The 15,956-nt window shown below is 70.3% G+C and carries 15 protein-coding genes; 7 read left to right on the top strand and 8 right to left on the bottom strand.

All coding sequences use genetic code 11. The features are described from left to right. The first annotated feature begins 152 nt into the window (after positions 1-152). A complete protein-coding gene (locus KBX46_RS23720) occupies positions 153-593 on the top strand; it encodes a VOC family protein (RefSeq protein WP_210794113.1) in 441 nt (146 codons plus the stop codon). A gap of 24 nt (positions 594-617) precedes the next feature. Here KBX46_RS23720 and KBX46_RS23715 read toward each other — a convergent pair whose 3' ends face one another. Together KBX46_RS23715 and KBX46_RS23710 are read right to left on the bottom strand one after the other, a co-directional pair. Continuing rightward, positions 618-1,112 (bottom strand): GNAT family N-acetyltransferase, encoded by a 495-nt coding sequence (locus tag KBX46_RS23715; RefSeq protein WP_210794112.1) that lies wholly within the window; start codon positions 1,110-1,112, stop codon positions 618-620. A 121-nt stretch (positions 1,113-1,233) separates the two neighbouring features. After that, entirely contained in the window at positions 1,234-1,953 is a 720-nt protein-coding gene (locus tag KBX46_RS23710) for an SDR family oxidoreductase (protein WP_210794111.1), read from the bottom strand. Between the two features lie 158 nt (positions 1,954-2,111). Here KBX46_RS23710 and KBX46_RS23705 point away from each other — a divergent pair, with 158 nt between their 5' ends. The 3 genes from KBX46_RS23705 to KBX46_RS23695 all read left to right on the top strand — a co-directional run bounded on the left by KBX46_RS23705 (position 2,112) and on the right by KBX46_RS23695 (position 3,820). Next, complete coding sequence (locus tag KBX46_RS23705) at positions 2,112-2,978, top strand: LysR family transcriptional regulator (RefSeq protein ID WP_210794110.1); 867 nt, start codon at positions 2,112-2,114, stop codon at positions 2,976-2,978. Between the two features lie 152 nt (positions 2,979-3,130). Next, complete coding sequence (locus KBX46_RS23700; RefSeq protein WP_210794109.1) at positions 3,131-3,334, top strand: hypothetical protein; 204 nt, start codon at positions 3,131-3,133, stop codon at positions 3,332-3,334. A gap of 45 nt (positions 3,335-3,379) precedes the next feature. Further along, entirely contained in the window at positions 3,380-3,820 is a 441-nt protein-coding gene (locus KBX46_RS23695; RefSeq protein ID WP_210794108.1) for a GNAT family N-acetyltransferase, read from the top strand. On the opposite strand, the gene KBX46_RS23690 is transcribed toward KBX46_RS23695, so the two are convergent. Then, positions 3,817-4,731 carry an NAD(P)-dependent oxidoreductase gene (locus KBX46_RS23690; RefSeq protein ID WP_210794107.1) on the bottom strand — a complete coding sequence of 305 codons (915 nt, stop codon included), beginning with the start codon at positions 4,729-4,731 and terminating at the stop codon, positions 3,817-3,819. The genes KBX46_RS23695 and KBX46_RS23690 overlap by 4 nt on opposite strands. Before the next feature lie 271 nt (positions 4,732-5,002). Between KBX46_RS23690 and KBX46_RS23685 the strand changes: the two genes are divergently transcribed. After that, on the top strand, positions 5,003-5,587 hold the full coding sequence (locus tag KBX46_RS23685; protein WP_210794106.1) for a hypothetical protein: 585 nt from the start codon (positions 5,003-5,005) through the stop codon (positions 5,585-5,587). A gap of 119 nt (positions 5,588-5,706) precedes the next feature. Here KBX46_RS23685 and KBX46_RS23680 read toward each other — a convergent pair whose 3' ends face one another. The 5 genes from KBX46_RS23680 to KBX46_RS23660 form a co-directional block, all read right to left on the bottom strand. Then, complete coding sequence (locus KBX46_RS23680) at positions 5,707-8,535, bottom strand: PQQ-dependent sugar dehydrogenase (protein WP_210794105.1); 2,829 nt, start codon at positions 8,533-8,535, stop codon at positions 5,707-5,709. A gap of 88 nt (positions 8,536-8,623) precedes the next feature. Continuing rightward, positions 8,624-9,802, bottom strand: a complete 1,179-nt coding sequence (locus KBX46_RS23675) for a ThuA domain-containing protein (protein ID WP_210794104.1) — start codon at positions 9,800-9,802, stop codon at positions 8,624-8,626. A 424-nt stretch (positions 9,803-10,226) separates the two neighbouring features. Next, positions 10,227-11,210, bottom strand: a complete 984-nt coding sequence (locus tag KBX46_RS23670; RefSeq protein WP_210794103.1) for an Lrp/AsnC family transcriptional regulator — start codon at positions 11,208-11,210, stop codon at positions 10,227-10,229. 70 nt (positions 11,211-11,280) lie between these two features. Then, on the bottom strand, positions 11,281-12,852 hold the full coding sequence (locus KBX46_RS23665) for an MFS transporter (RefSeq protein ID WP_210794102.1): 1,572 nt from the start codon (positions 12,850-12,852) through the stop codon (positions 11,281-11,283). Between the two features lie 224 nt (positions 12,853-13,076). After that, positions 13,077-13,697: a TetR/AcrR family transcriptional regulator gene (locus tag KBX46_RS23660; RefSeq protein WP_088948088.1), complete on the bottom strand. Its 621-nt coding sequence runs from the start codon at positions 13,695-13,697 to the stop codon at positions 13,077-13,079. Between the two features lie 109 nt (positions 13,698-13,806). Between KBX46_RS23660 and KBX46_RS23655 the strand changes: the two genes are divergently transcribed. Both KBX46_RS23655 and KBX46_RS23650 read left to right on the top strand, forming a co-directional pair. Further along, the gene (locus tag KBX46_RS23655) at positions 13,807-14,280 is read left to right on the top strand and encodes a MarR family transcriptional regulator (protein ID WP_308159674.1); all 474 of its coding nucleotides are present in this window, start codon (positions 13,807-13,809) and stop codon (positions 14,278-14,280) included. Further along, complete coding sequence (locus KBX46_RS23650; RefSeq protein ID WP_210794101.1) at positions 14,277-15,920, top strand: MDR family MFS transporter; 1,644 nt, start codon at positions 14,277-14,279, stop codon at positions 15,918-15,920. Before KBX46_RS23655 ends, KBX46_RS23650 begins: the two co-directional genes overlap by 4 nt. The last annotated feature ends 36 nt before the right edge of the window (positions 15,921-15,956 follow it).

Below are 15,956 nucleotides of genomic sequence, written 5' to 3'. Positions count from 1 at the left end.
CGGGCCGCCACCAGGGCGAATGCCCGAGGAACGGGCGTGGCCCGATGGGGGTCAGCCACTGACTGACGAAACCTGTGTCGAGAACGGCCGGGCGGCTCCGTCCCGGGGGAGGATGCGGCCACAGGGGCCGTACCGGACCAGGGAGATCCAGCATGGCGATCCAGCGGATGGACAACGTCCTCATCGTTGTCGAGGACCTCGACGCTGTCATTGCGTTCTTCGTCGAACTGGGCATGGAGCTGGAGGGCAGAGGGCCGGTCGAGGGACGGTGGGTGGAACGTGTCATCGGGGTCGACGACGTCCGGCAGGAGGTCGCGATGCTGCGCACCCCGGACGGCCAGGGCAAGGTCGAGCTGGCGATGTTCCACACGCCGAAGGCGATCAGCCCCGAGCCCAGGGACGCGCCGGCGAATACGCTCGGTCTTCGTCGCATCATGTTCGCCGTCGACGACATCGAGGACGTCGTCGCCCGCCTGCGTGCCCGTGGCGCGGACCTCGTGGGCGAGCTGGAGCGGTACGAGGACATCTTTCGGCTCTGCTACGTCCGCGGTCCCGAGGGCATCATCGTCGGACTGGCCGAACAGCTCAGGTGAGGGCCCGGCGGGTGTTCGTGAGCGTCAGGCCTGGATCTCGGCCACCATCGTGTCCGCGTTCTCGAACGACTCGACAGTGCGGAACCCTTCAGCCACGTACAGCTGTCTGGCGACGTTCGCCCTTTCCACGCTCAACGAGACGGTGCGAACGCCGCGCTCGCGCGCGGCGTTCAGGACGGCGCGCAGGAGGGCCCGACCCACCCCCTGGCCCCGCCACGACTCCACCACACCGATGGTCAGCTCCGGCACGTCGTCGCTCACGTACCCGTAACCCGGGTCGGCGGCGGTCAGGTACCGGAACCAGGCCGCCCCGACCGGCCGGCCCGCCGGCTCCGTCGCGACCATCCCGAAGTCGTCGGGCCGCATCCAACCGGTGACGTAGTGCGCCAGCGCCGGGTCAGCCAGGATCTGCTCGCGGGGCCAGTTGCGCTCCGGCAACCAGTTCACTGCCGCCGTGAGCATGTCGACCAGGAACGCGCGATCTGCCGAGCTGGCCGCGCGGACACCGAAGTCCTTCACCGCCAAACCCTGCCACAGAACCAGGCACTCTGTCGATCATGGAGTTGTGGTGGGTGACAAAGGTAAAGGTTTGCCGTGTTCCGGGCACCACAACTCCATGATCGACGTGATCGAGTCCGGCTCAGGCGATCAGGGTGCCGCCGTCGACGGTCACCACCGTGCCGGTGGCATAGGTCGCCCGCAGCAGGTAGACGAAGGCCTCGGCAACCTCCTCCGGCTCGCCCACCCGACCGAGCGGCAGTGACCCGCTGAGCTGGGCGTACATCTGCTCTCGGGTTTCCTCCGGAAGCGGGTCCCAGAGCGGCGAGCGGATCACGCCTGCGGAGACGGCGTTGACCCGGATCGGGGCGAGTTCGACGGCGAGCGCGCGGACCAGCGCGTCGATCGCCCCGGTGATGCTGGCCGCCACCGACCAGCCGGCGCTCGGCCGGTGGTTGGCGGTGCCGGTGGTGAGGGTGATCGACCCACCTGGGCGCAGGTACGGCAGTGCCGCGTTGACCGCCGACAGGGAGCCGAAGTAGCGCAGGTCGAAGGCGGTACGGGCGGCGGCGAGGTCGAGGGCGTCGACGGACATCAGCGCGAGCGGCTCACCGGCGGTGTAGACGAGGTGGTCGAACGGCCCGAGGCCCTGGAACAGCCGGGCCACGTCGCCGGGATCGGTGAGGTTGGCGACGTACCCCTGGGTGCCGGTCGGCAGGGTCGCCAGGGCGCGGTCGACGCTGAGCCGGTTGCGGGAGGCGACCACGACCTGGGCGCCCTCGCGGGCGGCCCGGGTGGCGGTGGCGAGCCCGATTCCCGAGGTTCCGCCGAGTACGACGACACGCTGGTCGCTGAGGTTCATGATCGTGTCCTTCCGGGGTTCGTGGTGAAGACGGTTCCCACCATGCGTCGACCCCGACGCCCGCGTCCAAGACCTCTTTCACCTGCTGTGATACCCGATGAGCATGAAGCCGGTGGGTATCGTGGAACGATCAGCAACCCGAACCGGACGGGGACCGGATGGACGTCGATCTGCGCAAGCTGCGCTACTTCGTGGCGGTCGCCGAGGAGCTGCACTTCGGTCGGGCAGCCGCGCGGCTGCACATCGCCCAGCCGGTCCTGTCACGCCAGATCCGGGCCTTCGAGCACGAACTCCGCGCAGAGCTCTTCGTCCGTGATCGTCGCTCCACCGTGCTGACCGAGGCCGGCCGCCAACTCCTGACCGACGCTCGTCCGCTGCTCGCCTCCGCCGAGGCACTGCACCGGCGGGTGCAACGTGCCGCGCACGGCAGACCGACGTTCACCATCGCGTTCATGCCCGGCATCATCGTCACCGCCGAGGCTCGCGCGATCGCCGACCGGCACCCCGACCTGTCCGTCGGTGTCGTCCGTACCTCCTGGAACGACCAGGCCGAGGTGGTACGCGAGGGGCGCGCCGACGTCAGCTACGTGCGGCTTCCGGTCGACCAGCGCGGCCTGAGCCTGCGCCCCCTGTTCACCGAACCCCGTGTCGTGGTCCTGCCCCACGAGCACCGCCTGGCCGGGAAGGAGTCGATCGACCTGGCCGAGCTCGTCGAGGAGCGGCTGCTCCAGGACCCGGATGCGGTGCCCGAGTGGCGGGACCTGCCGAACCGTCCGACGGATCCCGACCCCCGCCCCCGGCCCGAGCTGAACTCCGTCGAGGAGAAGCTGGAACACGTCGCCGCGTACGCCGGGGTGGTGATCCTGCCGCTGTCGACCGCGACGTTCTACACCAGGCCGGACGTCGTCCACGTGTCCGTCGGCGACCTCGGGCACAACCAGGTGTGCCTGGCCTGGGCCGAGGACGACCGGTCGCCGCTGGTGCGGGAGTTCGTCGAGATCGCCGCGCGGCAGGCGCAGGCGTGAGCGACGGCGTCCGGGTCGGGTCGTGGTACCAACTGATGAGGCCGTTCTCGTTCCCCGCGTCGATGGCACGGCCGACATTCGGGGCCAGGGTGGATGCAGCGTCGCCGCACGGTCGGCGGGGGTCCTGGCAGCACTGTCGAAAGAGGTCGTCCGTGAGCGGGGAAGAGCAACCGAACGGCAAGTGGGCGCCCTGGTGGATCTATGTCCCCGTCATCCTCGGCAGCAACTACGTCAAGCAGTACCTGGTTCGGGACCTGCCCGTGGCGGTCAACGCCGTGATCACCCTTGTGCTGGTCGGCACGCTCTTCCTGATCATCACCGTGGTGTATCGCGGCATGAGACGCGTCGACCGGTAGCGACGTGGGAGCGGCCGCCGTGGGGGCTCTGGTTACGCTCACTGCATGTTCCGTGCGGCTCGGCCTGACGACCTGGCGCAGATCATCCGCCTCTACCGACAGCTGAACCCGGACGATCCGGTGCTCGACGATGACTCCGCCGCGGCGGTCTTACGCCAGATCCTCGGCTCACCGGGGCTGCACCTCTTCGTCCTCGAACTGGACGGGGCCGTCGTCGCCTCGACGTACCTCAACGTGATCCCCAACCTGAGCCGGTCGGCGTCCCCGTACGCCGTCATCGAGAACGTCGTCGTGGAGGAATCACGGCGAGGCACCGGTCTGGGGCGGCAGATCATGGCCGACACGCTCCAGGCTGCATGGGACGCGGGCTGCTACAAGGCGATGCTGATGACGGGTTCGCGCAACCCCGCGACGCACGGCTTCTACCGCGCCTGCGGGTTTTCGCCCGACGTCAAGACCGCCTATCTCGCCCGCCCGCCGGCCTAGGCGTGTCGGGCGAAGGTCTCCCGCAGCGCCGGATCCAGCGGCCGGCCGGTCGTCGGCTCGATGAACAGCTCGGCGAGCAGGAGATCGGCGAGGTAGCTGGGGTTGACGCCCGACTCCTTGCGGGCGAGGGCCTGTAGCGCGCCGCCGAGGCGCAGCGCGGCCTTCGCCGCGCCGGCCGGCAGCCGGGCGACCCGGCGGCGTCGGCCGACCGCGTCCGCGATGCGCGCGATCATGTCGGCCCAGGTCAGGTTCTCGTCGGCGACCGGGATGTCCGCGCCGCTGGCCTGCTCCAGGGCGTCGGCCGCGACCTCGGCCACGCTGCGGGCCGAGGCCGCGGCGCTTCCGCCGGTCGGCGCGACCAGAGGTGTACGGGAGCGGGCCCACCGGTCCAGCGGCCCGGCCCAGTTCGGCAGCCGGTCACCGGCCCGACCGAAGACGAAGGGCAGTTCGAGGACGGCGACCGGCAGATCCGGGCCGGCCGCGATGCGCCCTTCGCGGGCCTGCTCCAGCCGGCAACGGATGTACGTGTGACGCTCGGCGAGGCGCCACTGCGGATGCAGCCGGTCGAAATAGGTGTAGTACGACCCCATCACGACCCCGCGGGTGAGGCCCTCCAGGCGGGCGGCGGTGAACAGGCGTACCACCGGCTCGACGTTGTCGCGGCGGAACTCCGGATAGATCGGCCTGGGCAACGGCTTCTGCTCGTCGGTGCGGGTGGCGTACACGACACCGTCGTGCCCGGCGAGCAACGGCCGCAGCTCCTCGATCGAGGCGGAACCGACATCGAGCAGGTGGTCGACACCCGGATGGGCGGTACGCGCCACAGTGGTGGTGGCATGGCCGCGCTCGCGCAGCACGTCCACGACATGAGCGCCGATCAGGCCACTGCCACCCACCACGAGAATTCGCACGGTGCATCGTCCACTCTGGATCCGGTTCCTTGTCAAGCCGCCACGGCTGTCACCGAGCTTGCAGTGCCGGAATCCCGCCACCGGTGCCCGGTGCGCTCCGACGCCGCACCGCTCACACCAAGCGCGAACAGCCGATCCAATGTGGGCAACTCGTGTACGGTCAGTGACGGTTGCCTGACTGCGGCACCCTCCGCACCGTGCCGGAAACCGTCCTCACCAACCGGGGCCGGGTGCCGAAGGCGGGGTGCCATCGCGACGAACGGGGGAGACGATGCCGGAGCCGCGCGCCTTCTGGCTGGATGAGCAGTTCGACCGTGAGCACGGCACCGACGGGCGGGGCCGCTACGAGGCCGAGGTGCTGGGGCGGATCGACGAGTTCGCCGTGACCTGGGGTGACATCGCCCCGGTCGAGTTCGCGGCGACGGCCTGGCGGATCGCCGGCGAGCTGTCGCCCGGCTTCGTCCGCTGGCACCGGCGGATCGTGTCGGCGACCTGCACGCGAAGCCCGTGGGACGGCAGCATGGTCTGCGCCGTGGCGGTGGTCTCCGGCTGGCCGGCCGAGCTCACCTGGACCAAGCAGTGGCAGCGTGACCGCGGCTGGCGAGACTGGCCCCAGCTGTTCGGCCAGTTCACCACACCGACGGAGCAGGATCAGACGCGAAGCCCGCACCTGCGGGCGATGCTCCAGGTGGAGGCGCCGCTCCCGCTCGACGACCTGCCGCCCGCCCCGGACGGTCCGGACGGCTCCGTGGCGGTCACCGCGCGCCGAGCCGTGGCGGTGCTGGCCCGGGAGCTCAACGACCTCCTCGCGCCGATGATCGGTCAGCTCGAGGCAGGGGTGCCGGCAGACTCCTGAGTCCGCACCCCGAGACGACGGCGAGAAGAACCGGGGCGGGCGGATGTCACCGCCCGCCCCGGACTCCCACTCTGGATCAGCGGGCCGGCCCGGCCACCGACCAGGCCGGGCTCCGTCGCTCAGCCAGTGAGGACGAACCTCTCCCAGGAGCCGACCGACGTGCGGTTGGCGATCAACGCCCCCGCCCCGGCGTCCTCGGCGGCCACGATCTGGTTGTTGGCCAGTGCCCGCAGGCCGACCGTCCCGTCCGAGTTGGTGATGATCTGGAAGGTCTCCCACGGTCCGACCGTCGTGCGGTTCGCGATCAACGGCTCCGCGCCCTCGTTCTCGGCGCAGACGAACAGCCCGTTGGCGCGTGACCGGAGGGCGATGTTGCCGTTGCCGGCGTCCACCCGGTCGAACTGCTCGGTCGTCGAGACGCTGGCCTTGTTGGCGATCAGCGGGTTGGTGCCGACCGCCGACACGTACTGGTTGTTGACCTGCGCCCGCAGCGTGATCCCCCCGCTGGGGGTGGTGGTGCCGGTGGTGAAGGTGAACGCGTCGACGTCGAACAGGTTGCCCGAGCCACCCTTGAAGACCAGGTACAGCGAGGTCGACGCGCTGGGCGGGTTGCTGATGGCGGTGGAGACGTCGACGAAGGTCTCCCAGCCACCGGTCACCGGCACCGTGGCGGTGCCCAGCAGGGATCCGGTCGCGGAGCCGGCACGGACCTCGATGGTGCCGCCGGCGCCGGCCGAGGAGACCCGGGCGGTGAACCGGGTCGCGTTGGACAGGTTGTACGGCTGGTACGAGATCCAGTCGTTGTTCTCGATGAACCCGGCGGTACGGCCACCCTCGGCGTTGGTGTGGTCGGTGGCCTGGACGCCGGACTGGGCGCTGAAGTGCTCACCCTGCCGGTGCTTCGGTTGCAGGGTCTTGATGCTGTGCGTGGTGAGCCCACCGTTGTCGGTGTAGGCGGCGTCGAAGACGCCGTAGATGTTGGCCGCCGAGTCGTGCTCCCCGTCGGTCGGCACGGTGATCGAGCCGCTGCACCCGTTCTTCGAGGTGATCTGGTGGGCGTGGCTGTCGTGGCCCAGCGCGTACGTCAGGCTGACCTTGGAACAGTCGATCGTGCCGTCCTGCGGGTCGCTCACCGAGATCTGGTACGGCACCGTGTCACCGAAGTTGAACAACTGCCCGTCGGTGGGCGCGGTCAGCGTCACCGTCGGGGCCGTGTTGCCGACGGTGATGACCAGGCTCGCCGTGCCGGACAGGCCGGTCGGGTCGGTGACCTTCAACGTGGGGGAGTACGTGCCGTTCGTGGTGTACGTCTTGGTGGGGTTCGCCGCCGTCGACGTGGTGCCGTCGCCGAACGTCCACAGGTAGCTCAGCGCCCCACCCTCGGGGTCGGAGCTGCCGGCCGACGAGAAGGTGACAGTCAACGGGTTGGCCCCCGACGTGGGGTTCGCCGAGGCGACAGCGATCGGGCTGCGGTTGCCACCACCGATGTACTCGATCCGGAACAGCGCCTGGTTGTTCGAGCCGGTGCCGTAGTCCAGCACGTAGAGTGCGCCGTCCGGGCCGAAGGCCATGTCCATGACCTGTGTGCCGCTCCACGGGAAGTTGGAGATCTCCCCCCGGGAGCCGTCGGAGTTGACCGCGATGGCCTTGATCCAGCGGCGGCCGTACTCGCCGGCGAAGAACTGGCCGTTCAGCGACGCCGGGAACTTGATGCTGGAGTTGAGCGAGGCGTCGTACCGGTAGACCGGCCCACCCATCGGCGACTCCGAGCCGCTGCCGAACTCCGACGGTGAGCCGGAGTCACCCGCGTACTTGATCCAGGCCGGCTTCGCCGCGGGCAGCGTGCCGAGCCCGGTGTTGCGGAACGAGTTGTTCGTCGGCCCGCCCGTGCAGTTGTACTTGGACTGCGACGGCCCGGACGGGAAGGTGTATTCATTGTATGTTTCCGTGCTGGTGTTGGCGCCCGTGCAGTACGGCCAGCCGTAGTTGCCGGGCGCCGCGATGCGGTTGAACTCGACCTGACCCGACGGGCCACGGCTGGAGTTCGTGCTCCCGGCGTCGGGGCCGTAGTCGCCGAGGTAGACGACACCGGTCGCCTTGTCGACGCTCATCCGGAACGGGTTGCGCAGACCCATCGCGTAGATCTCCGGACGGGTGCCCGACGTGCCGGGCGCGAACAGGTTGCCCGACGGGATCGTGTACGTGCCGTCCGCCTGCGGCTTGATCCGCAGCACCTTGCCCCGCAGGTCGTTGGTGTTGCCCGCCGAGCGCTGGGCGTCGAACTGCGGGTTGCGGTTGGTCCGCTCGTCCAGCGGCGCGTAGCCGGACGACTCGAACGGGTTGGTGTCGTCGCCGGTGGTCAGGTACAGGTTGCCGGCGGCGTCGAAGTCCAGGTCACCGCCGACGTGGCAGCACTGCCCACGGTCGTTGGCGACCTGGAGCACGATCTTCTCGCTGCCCAGGTTGAGCGTGTCGTCGCTGTTGAGCGTGAACCGGGACAGCCGCAGGTGCCCCTTCCACCGGTCCCAGTCAGACTGCGAGCCGGTGGTCGGTGCGTCCCCGGACGGCGTGCTCAACGTGGGCGAGTAGTACAGGTAGATCCACCGGTTGCTGGCGAAGTTGGGGTCGACGGCGACGCCCTGCAACCCCTCCTCGTCGTGGGTGTAGACCGACAGGGTGCCGGACACCTTGGTGTTGCCGGCCACGTCGGTCACCCGCAGCACACCGTTGCGGGCGGTGTGGAGCACCGAGCGGTTGGGCAGCACGGCCAGGGACATGGCCTCACCCAGCTCGGCCGAGCCGGTGGCGAGTTTGACCTGCTGATAGTCGGAGGCGGGAATGACCGCCGCCTGGGCGGTCGACGGTGCGGCCACAGCCAGGGTCACGCTCGCGACGGTGGTGACCGCCGCGAGGAGAGCCCGGGGCCAGCGCCGGGGGTACGAAAGCATGATCGTCCTTTCTCGACGACCGGTGGACGGGCGCGCGGGGGCGCACCACGACCAGATGGGGATCGTGGGGAACGTGCGGGGGACCAGGTCAGCCGGTGACGAGGTCGAACTTCTCCCACTGACCGATGGAGGTCCGGTTGGCGATCAGCGCGGAGGCGCCCGCGTTCTCGGCGGCGACGTAACGGTTGTTCACAGTGGCCCGCAGGCTCACCGTGCCGTCGGAGTTGCGCACGAGCTGGAACGTCTCCCACGCGCCGGCGGTGGCCCGGTTGGCGATCAGGGCGGCGGCACCGGCGTTCTCGGCGGCGACGAACTGCCCGTTGCCCTTGGAGCGCAGCGCCACGTTGCCGTTGGCGAGGTTGACCAGGTCGAACCGCTCGGTGGTGCCGACACTGCTGCGGTTGGCGATCAGCGCGGTGGTGGCGTTGAGCGCGCTGACGTACTGGTTGTTGGCCCGGGCCCGCAGCGTGGAGCCGCTCGGCGGCGGGGTCGTGGTGCGCGGCGAGCAGTCTGCCGTGACGGAGCCCGCGGCGACCTGGAGGCCGCCGAGCAGCATCCGGGTGAAGTTCGGGTCGGTGTACGACGCCTCGGTGTGCCCGAGGCCCGTGTACCAGGCCCGTCCACCGCCGTACGCCTTGCACCAGGTGATCGGGTGGTCGCCGCTCATGTTGCCGCCGCTGTAGGACGACTCGTCGAGGCTGGCCAGGACCCGCGCGCTGGACCGGGGGTTGGTGCGGTAGTTGTACCACTCGTCGGAGCGGACCCAGGTGTCGCTCAGGTGGGCGGTCGACGGGTTCGTCCGGTCCTCGATCTTCACGGTCGCGGTCTGGATCGCCGGGTGCGAGTCGAACCATGCCCCGACCAGCGAGCCGTACCACGGCCAGCTGTATTCGGTGTCGGCGGCTGCGTGCACGCCGACGAACCCGCCACCAGCGGCGATGTACGACTCGAAGGCCGTCTGCTGGCTGGCGTTGAGGACGTCACCGGTCGTCGACAGGAAGACCACCGCCTGGTACTGCGCCAGGTTGCTGGTGGTGAACTGGGCGGCGTCCTCGGTCGAGGTCACGGTGAAGCCGTTGGCCGAGCCGAGCTGCTGGATCGCGGCGATGCCGTTCGGGATGGACGAGTGCCGGAAGCCGGCGGTCTTGCTGAACACCAGGACCTTGGTCAGCGGTGCCGCCGAGGCCGGCGTCGGAAGGGCCACCAGGCTGGTCAGGAACACGGCGAGGCCGGTGACGAGTGCTAACAGACGGGGACGGGAACGCATGCTCTTGCTCCTCTGCTGAGCGTCGACCCGGGCGCGCGTCACGGAGCTGTGGGGGCTCGCCGGGGCCGAGATGGCGGTGGTACGGAGCCGGGCCGCCGATGCTCGGCTGAGATGGTGCGGGGTGGTGCCGTGCCGGTGGGGATCGTCCTGCGGGGGAGCGCGACGCTGCGCAGTGCGGGTTGCCGTGCCGGGTGCTCCCCGCCCGCCGAGGGGGGAGCGTCGCGTCGCTGCCGACAGTGCCAGGAGACGGCTGGCGCGACGGCGACGACACGTTCGCGATGGCAGCGACGACGACCTCAGCCGGCCAATGTGGACGATCGAAGCCCATCGACATGCATCGCTGACGCAGTAAACCTCCGATGTCTGCGCTCCGTCAAGCCCGTGCCCGTCGGCTACCACCCACTGGACGGTGCCACCGGGACTCTCAGCCTGGTACGGCCGCAGGCGCGAGCGCCAGCTGTTTGATCTGGCGCAGCATCAGCGCGGTCTCGACGGTGCGGATGCCGTCCAGCGCGCCGATCTTGTCGTTCAGGTACGCGTACAGCTCCTCGGTGCCACGGCAGCGGACGGCAGCGATGATGTTGGTCTGGCCGGTGGCCGCGGCGGCGAACTCCACCTCCGTGTGCTCGGCGAGCGCGTGCCCGGCCGCGGCCAGCGCGGACGGCGCCACGGTCAGCCACAGCATCGCGCCGATCTCGCGGCCCACGTGTTCCGGCAGATACTGCACGGCGAAGTAGAGCGCGCCGTCGCCGCGCAGCCGGTCCAGGCGGCGCCGCACCACGTCCTCGGACTGGCCGCACGCTCTCTGCAGGTCGGCGAGGCCGGTCCGGCCATCCCGGAACAGCGCGGCGAGCAGCGCCTCGTCGGTGTCGTCGACCGTGACGGTGCCTGGGGCGGCCTTGTCCAGCGGCGCGGGGCGCAGCGCCGCCTCCTGCTCGGCGCTGAGGGCGTTGGCCTTCTGCAGCCAGCGCAGGGGACCGCCGTAGAAGCGGTGCAACAGGCAGTGTGCGCTGAACCCGATCACCCGTGAGGTGCGCTGCAACCGGCCCAGCAGCAGTTCGTCGCGGGCGGCGCGACTGCGGGGCCTTATCTCGCAGACCACCTCACTGCCGCCGGAGATCAGCGCGACGTAGGAGGTGTCCGGGCGGCGGGCGAGGGCGTCGGCCAGCCGTTCGGACATGTCCGGGGTGCACCGGAGCCGGACGATCCAGTTGGAGCGGCCGACGCGGCTCTCGTCGGTCATGCCCAGCACGCGTAGCCCCGCCTGGGTTTGCAGGCGGCGGAAACGGCGGGCGACGGTCTGGTCCGAGACGCCGAGGGCGGCGGCGATCCGGCTGAAGGGGGCGCGACCGTCGAGTTGCAGGGCCTGCAGCAGTTGCAGGTCGAGCTGGTCCAGGGAAGGAGTCACGGTCTTCCTGATCGTCGTCGGCGTCACCAGCGTAGGAGCCGCTGACGCCGCCGTCCTTCGGTTGGCGAGGTCAGGCCGGGACGGATTCGGGTCGCTGGGCGGCTGGCTGTGGGTCGCGTACCGGGCGCGGGTGGCCCAGCAGGAGGACCGCGGCCAGGGCGGCGATGAGCATCAGCGTGGCCGACACGCTCAGGGACAGGTGGAAGCCGTCGAGGAACGCCTTGTCGAGGGCGTTCAGAGCGACGTCCCGCTGAGCGCCGTAGTCGACGGCGGCGACCGCCTGGAAGCCACTGTCGTCCATCGCCGCGGTCGCGGCCTGCCGGTGGTCGTCGTTGACCCCGGCGTCGGCGAGATGTCCGGGCAGGGAGCTGGCCGCCCTGCTGGTCAGCAGGGCGCCCAGGACGGCGGGGCCGAGCGCGCCGCCGACCTGGCGGAAGGCGTTGTTTGCCGCCGCGGCCATGCCGGCCAGCTGGAACGGTACGGAGCTGACCGCGGTTGCGGTCATCGGGGTCAGCACCGCGCCGAGGCCCAGCCCGAACAGCGCGAGCCGCCAGCTCAGCTGTCCGAAGGACGTGTCGGCGTCGACGCCGCTGAGGAGGAACAGGGCGATCGCCGCGATGAACAGGCCGGCGCTGAGCAGCCAGCGCACGTGCACGCGGTGCATGAGGCGGCCGATCAGCGGCCCCACGACGACCGGGACCGCCGTGTTGGTCAGCAGCCGCAGCGCCGCTTCCATGGTCGACAGCTGCTGGACCAGGCCGAGGTAGAGGCTGAGCACGAAGATGCTGCCGATCACGCCCATGAAGCTGACAGCGGCGATCACGGCGGTGGCGTTGAACCCGCGGCTGGCGAACAGGGCGGGGCTCAGCATCGGCGAGTTGCTCCGCCGCTCGATCACGAGGAACGCGGCGAGGCTGAGCGCGGCCACGGCGAACGCCAGGAGCACGACGGGGTCGGTGAACGAGCCTGCGCCGCCCTCGATGACGGCGAAGACCAGAGCGACGATGGCCAGGGCGGCGGTGATCTGTCCCGGCCAGTCCAGGTGCCGCCTTCCCGGCGCCCGCGAGTCGGTCACCAGCGGAATGGCGATCAGGGCGGTGAGCAGGGCGAGCGGGATGGCCGGCAGGTAGATCCACCGCCAGGACGCGTGCTCGAGGATCGCCCCCGCGAGGAGTGGGCCGAGCGCGAGGGCGAGCATCAGCGAGGTGGCCCAGAGACTGATGTACCGGCCGCGCTTCCTCGGGTCCGGCACGGCGTGGCTGATCAGCGCCAGCGTGGCGGGCAGCAGGGCGGCCGCGCCCACACCGGCCAGCGCCTGGCCGACCCAGACCATCGCGATCGACTGCGCCGACAGCGCGACGGACGCGCCGATCGCGCAGAACAGCAGGCCGGCCTGGAAGACCTTCTTGCGCCCGTGCACGTCGCCGAAGACGCCGGCCGTCAGGATCAGGGCGGCCATCGGCAGGACGAAGGCGTCCGACACCCAGGACAGGTCGGCGGTCGACGCGTTCAGCCCTCGTTGAATCGCCGGCAGGCTCACCGACACCGTCGTCACCGGCAGATATGCGACGAACACCCCCAGGCAGGCCATGACCAGTGTCGCGCCGAGCCGGTCTCCCGACGCCTTGTCCGTTGTTGCCATCTGCGCGCAGCTCCTCTTCGGCGGACCGGGTGTCCGGCCGACGTGTCAGCATCCGTGCCGTTGAGGTGCGTCGCCCGCCGATCGCGTCGAATCCCGGAATACCGACGGATCGGCCCCCGGAGGCGGGGCTTTCCGACATTCCCGGACGGCCAGCGGGAGCTGAGTCTGTGGGCGAACCGGAGGCAGGGGAGTCCTGGGGACTCTGCGGGGATCGGAGAGCGGGGTCAGGTGCCGGTGCTGGTCCGGTGGCCCCGGTGCGCCGCCGCGGGAGCGGCCGCGGCGAGTGCGGTCCGGACGGTTTCCGCCATCGGGTCGCCCGGGTGCTCGATCCAGTGCTGGACGGCGACCCGGAGGATGGCCAGGAAGGTCGCGGCCAGGAGGCGCGAGCGCAGTGCCACGTCGTCGTCGGTGAGCCGGTGGGCGAGTTCCGCGGCCAGCTCGCGCTCGATCGCGGCGTACGCCGCCACCTGGTGTGGGGCCAGACCGGGGTGCCCGCGCAGCTTCCGGCGTTGGGTCAGCCAGGAGGGCTCGGAACCGCCGAAGACCTCCTCGGTGAGGCGCTCGGCTGCCCGGCTCAGGACGGTCCACGGCGCCTCGTCGACGGGCTGTTCGCGGATCAGCTGCAACAGCCGGTGCAGGCGCATGGTGTCGCCGTGGAAGAGGGCCTGCTCCTTGTTCGAGAAGTAGTTGGAGAAGGTCCGCCGGGAGACGTTGGCGGCGTCGGCGATGGCCTCGACCGTCACCGCGTCGATGCCCTCGTCGGCGGCGAGACGGAGGGCCGCCTCGTGCAGGGCGAGACGGGTGGCCGCCTTCTTGCGCTCCCGCAGACCGGTCGTCTCGTCCATCGCACCGAGGGTACGTGCGGGTGAGCGACTTCTCAATGAGCAAACTTGCCTAGTGGGCAAGATCGGTGAATGCTTGCTTGAGGCAACCAACTCTCGTGTGGGAGCAGACGTGGAAAGCGGCGCTAGTGAACTCGGCCTTCGCCTGTACGACCTGGTCAAAAGCGTTCGACTGCTGAAGCAGCGCCGGGCTGACGAACGCCCGGCGATTCCGGCGGGCATGCTCGGCATGCTCGTGCAGATCGATCAGCTCTCCAGCGACTGCCACGCCCGCGACCTGGCCGACCGCACTCGGCTGGACGCGTCGACCGTCAGCCGCTCGGTCGCGGCGCTCGTCGCGCACGGCCTGGTCGAGCGGCGGCCGGACCCGACCGACAGGCGGGCGACCTTCCTGGCGGTCACCCCGGCCGGCCGTGCCGCCCTGGCCGACAGCCACCGGTGGTACGGCGAGGTGCTCGAACGAGCGCTCGCCGACTGGACTCCCGACGAGGTGGCGGCGCTCAGTGCCGCCCTCGGCCGGTTCACCGGCGACATCGAGGTCGCCCTCGGAAACAACGACAACGACAACCTGGAGGCCGCGCGATGAGCGCACCCACCATCACGGCCGGCGCTGAGCCGATGACCCATCGGCGGACACTGGAAGCGCTCAGTGGCCTGCTGCTGGTGCTCTTCGTCGCGATGCTGAGCAGCACGGTCGTCTCGACCGCGCTTCCGAAGATCATCGGATCGCTGAACGGCTCGCAGACCCAGTACACCTGGGTGGTCACCGCGACCCTGCTCACCGCGACGGCAACCACCCCGATCTGGGGCAAACTGGCCGACCTGTTCAACAAGAAGCTCCTCATCCAGATCGCCATCGTGGTCTTCCTGGTGGGCTCGGTCATCGCGGGCTTCTCGCAGAGCGCCGGCCAGCTCATCGCCGCCCGCGCGTTCCAGGGCATCGGGGTCGGCGGCCTGCAGGCCCTCGTCCAGGTGGCGATCGCGGCCATGATCCCGCCGCGGGAGCGGGGCCGCTACAACGGCTACCTCGGTGGAGTCATGGCCGTCGCGACGGTCGGCGGTCCGCTGCTCGGCGGCCTCATCGTCGACACGTCCTGGCTCGGCTGGCGCTGGTGCTTCTTCGTCGGCGTGCCGGTGGCCGCCATCGCGCTGATCCTGCTCCAGGCCACCCTGCACCTGCCGACCGCACGCCGGGAGAACGTCAAGATCGACTACCTGGGTGCCAGTCTCATCGCCGCTGGCGTCAGTCTGCTGCTGATCTGGATCTCCTTCGTCGACAGCTCGTTCGCCTGGGCCTCCTGGCAGACCGCGGCCATGGTGGGCGGCACGCTCGTCCTGCTGGCACTGGCGGTCTGGGTCGAGTCGCGCGCTGCCGAGCCGGTCGTCCCGCTCGGCATCGTGCGTCAGCACACCACCGCGCTGGCCATCCTCGGCAGCCTCGCGGTCGGCATGGCCATGTTCGGCGGTGCTGTCTTCCTCGGCCAGTACTTCCAGATCGGCCGCGGCTACAGCCCGACCGAGGCAGGCCTGCTCACCATCCCGATGATGGCCGGCGTCCTCGGCTCCTCGATCGTCGCCGGTCGGCTGATCACCAAGAGCGGAAAGATCAAGCCGTACATCGTCGCCGGCTCGATCCTCCTCGTCGCCGGGTTCGCCCTGCTCGGCACCATCGACCACGAGACGTCGCTCGTCCTGGTCGGCGCCGCCATGTTCATCGTCGGTGTCGGCGTCGGTATGACCATGCAGAACCTCGTTCTCGCCGTTCAGAACACGGTCTCGCTCAAGGACATCGGCGCGGCCAGTTCCAGCGTCGCGTTCTTCCGGTCGCTCGGCGGCACCATCGGCGTCTCCGTTCTCGGCGCCGTCCTCGCCCGCCGGGTCAGCGACCAGATCACCCACGACCTCGCCGCCGCCGGGATCCCCACCTCCGGCAGCGCGGGTGGCAGCAGCAACCTCAACATCACCGCCCTGCCCGAGCAGGTCCAGGACATTGTCCGGGCCGCGTACGGTGACGCCACCGGACACATCTTCCTCATCTCCGCCGCCATCGGGGTCGTCGGCATCGTCGCCGCGCTCCTGCTCAAGCCGATCACCCTGCGGACCAGCCTCGACCTGCCGGACGCCGCCACGTCGACCGCCGTCGCCGCCGACGCGATCGACGGCGCACCCGCCTTCGACCAGGTGCGCGCCGACACCACGCACGACGGACCGACCCCCCGACGCTGACGTCGGGCCGTCCGACCCGGGGCCGCCGCCGTCCGA

Origin of the sequence: Micromonospora sp. C81 (assembly GCF_018070425.1) — a bacterium.
GTDB classification, from domain to species: Bacteria; Actinomycetota; Actinomycetes; order Mycobacteriales; family Micromonosporaceae; genus Micromonospora; species Micromonospora zamorensis.
The sequence above is the reverse complement of the archived record's forward strand: the minus strand, read 5'-3'. Positions and strand labels throughout refer to the sequence as shown.

What these genes read in the sequence shown, in the direction of transcription:
- KBX46_RS23720 (WP_210794113.1), top strand. Translation starts at nt 153, where the DNA reads ATGGCGATCCAGCGGATGGACAACGTCCTCATCGTTGTCGAGGACCTC.
- KBX46_RS23710 (WP_210794111.1), bottom strand. Translation starts at nt 1,953, where the DNA reads ATGAACCTCAGCGACCAGCGTGTCGTCGTACTCGGCGGAACCTCGGGA.
- KBX46_RS23705 (WP_210794110.1), top strand. Translation starts at nt 2,112, where the DNA reads ATGGACGTCGATCTGCGCAAGCTGCGCTACTTCGTGGCGGTCGCCGAG.
- KBX46_RS23695 (WP_210794108.1), top strand. Translation starts at nt 3,380, where the DNA reads ATGTTCCGTGCGGCTCGGCCTGACGACCTGGCGCAGATCATCCGCCTC.
- KBX46_RS23685 (WP_210794106.1), top strand. Translation starts at nt 5,003, where the DNA reads ATGCCGGAGCCGCGCGCCTTCTGGCTGGATGAGCAGTTCGACCGTGAG.
- KBX46_RS23680 (WP_210794105.1), bottom strand. Translation starts at nt 8,535, where the DNA reads ATGCTTTCGTACCCCCGGCGCTGGCCCCGGGCTCTCCTCGCGGCGGTC.
- KBX46_RS23675 (WP_210794104.1), bottom strand. Translation starts at nt 9,802, where the DNA reads ATGCGTTCCCGTCCCCGTCTGTTAGCACTCGTCACCGGCCTCGCCGTG.
- KBX46_RS23665 (WP_210794102.1), bottom strand. Translation starts at nt 12,852, where the DNA reads ATGGCAACAACGGACAAGGCGTCGGGAGACCGGCTCGGCGCGACACTG.
- KBX46_RS23660 (WP_088948088.1), bottom strand. Translation starts at nt 13,697, where the DNA reads ATGGACGAGACGACCGGTCTGCGGGAGCGCAAGAAGGCGGCCACCCGT.
- KBX46_RS23650 (WP_210794101.1), top strand. Translation starts at nt 14,277, where the DNA reads ATGAGCGCACCCACCATCACGGCCGGCGCTGAGCCGATGACCCATCGG.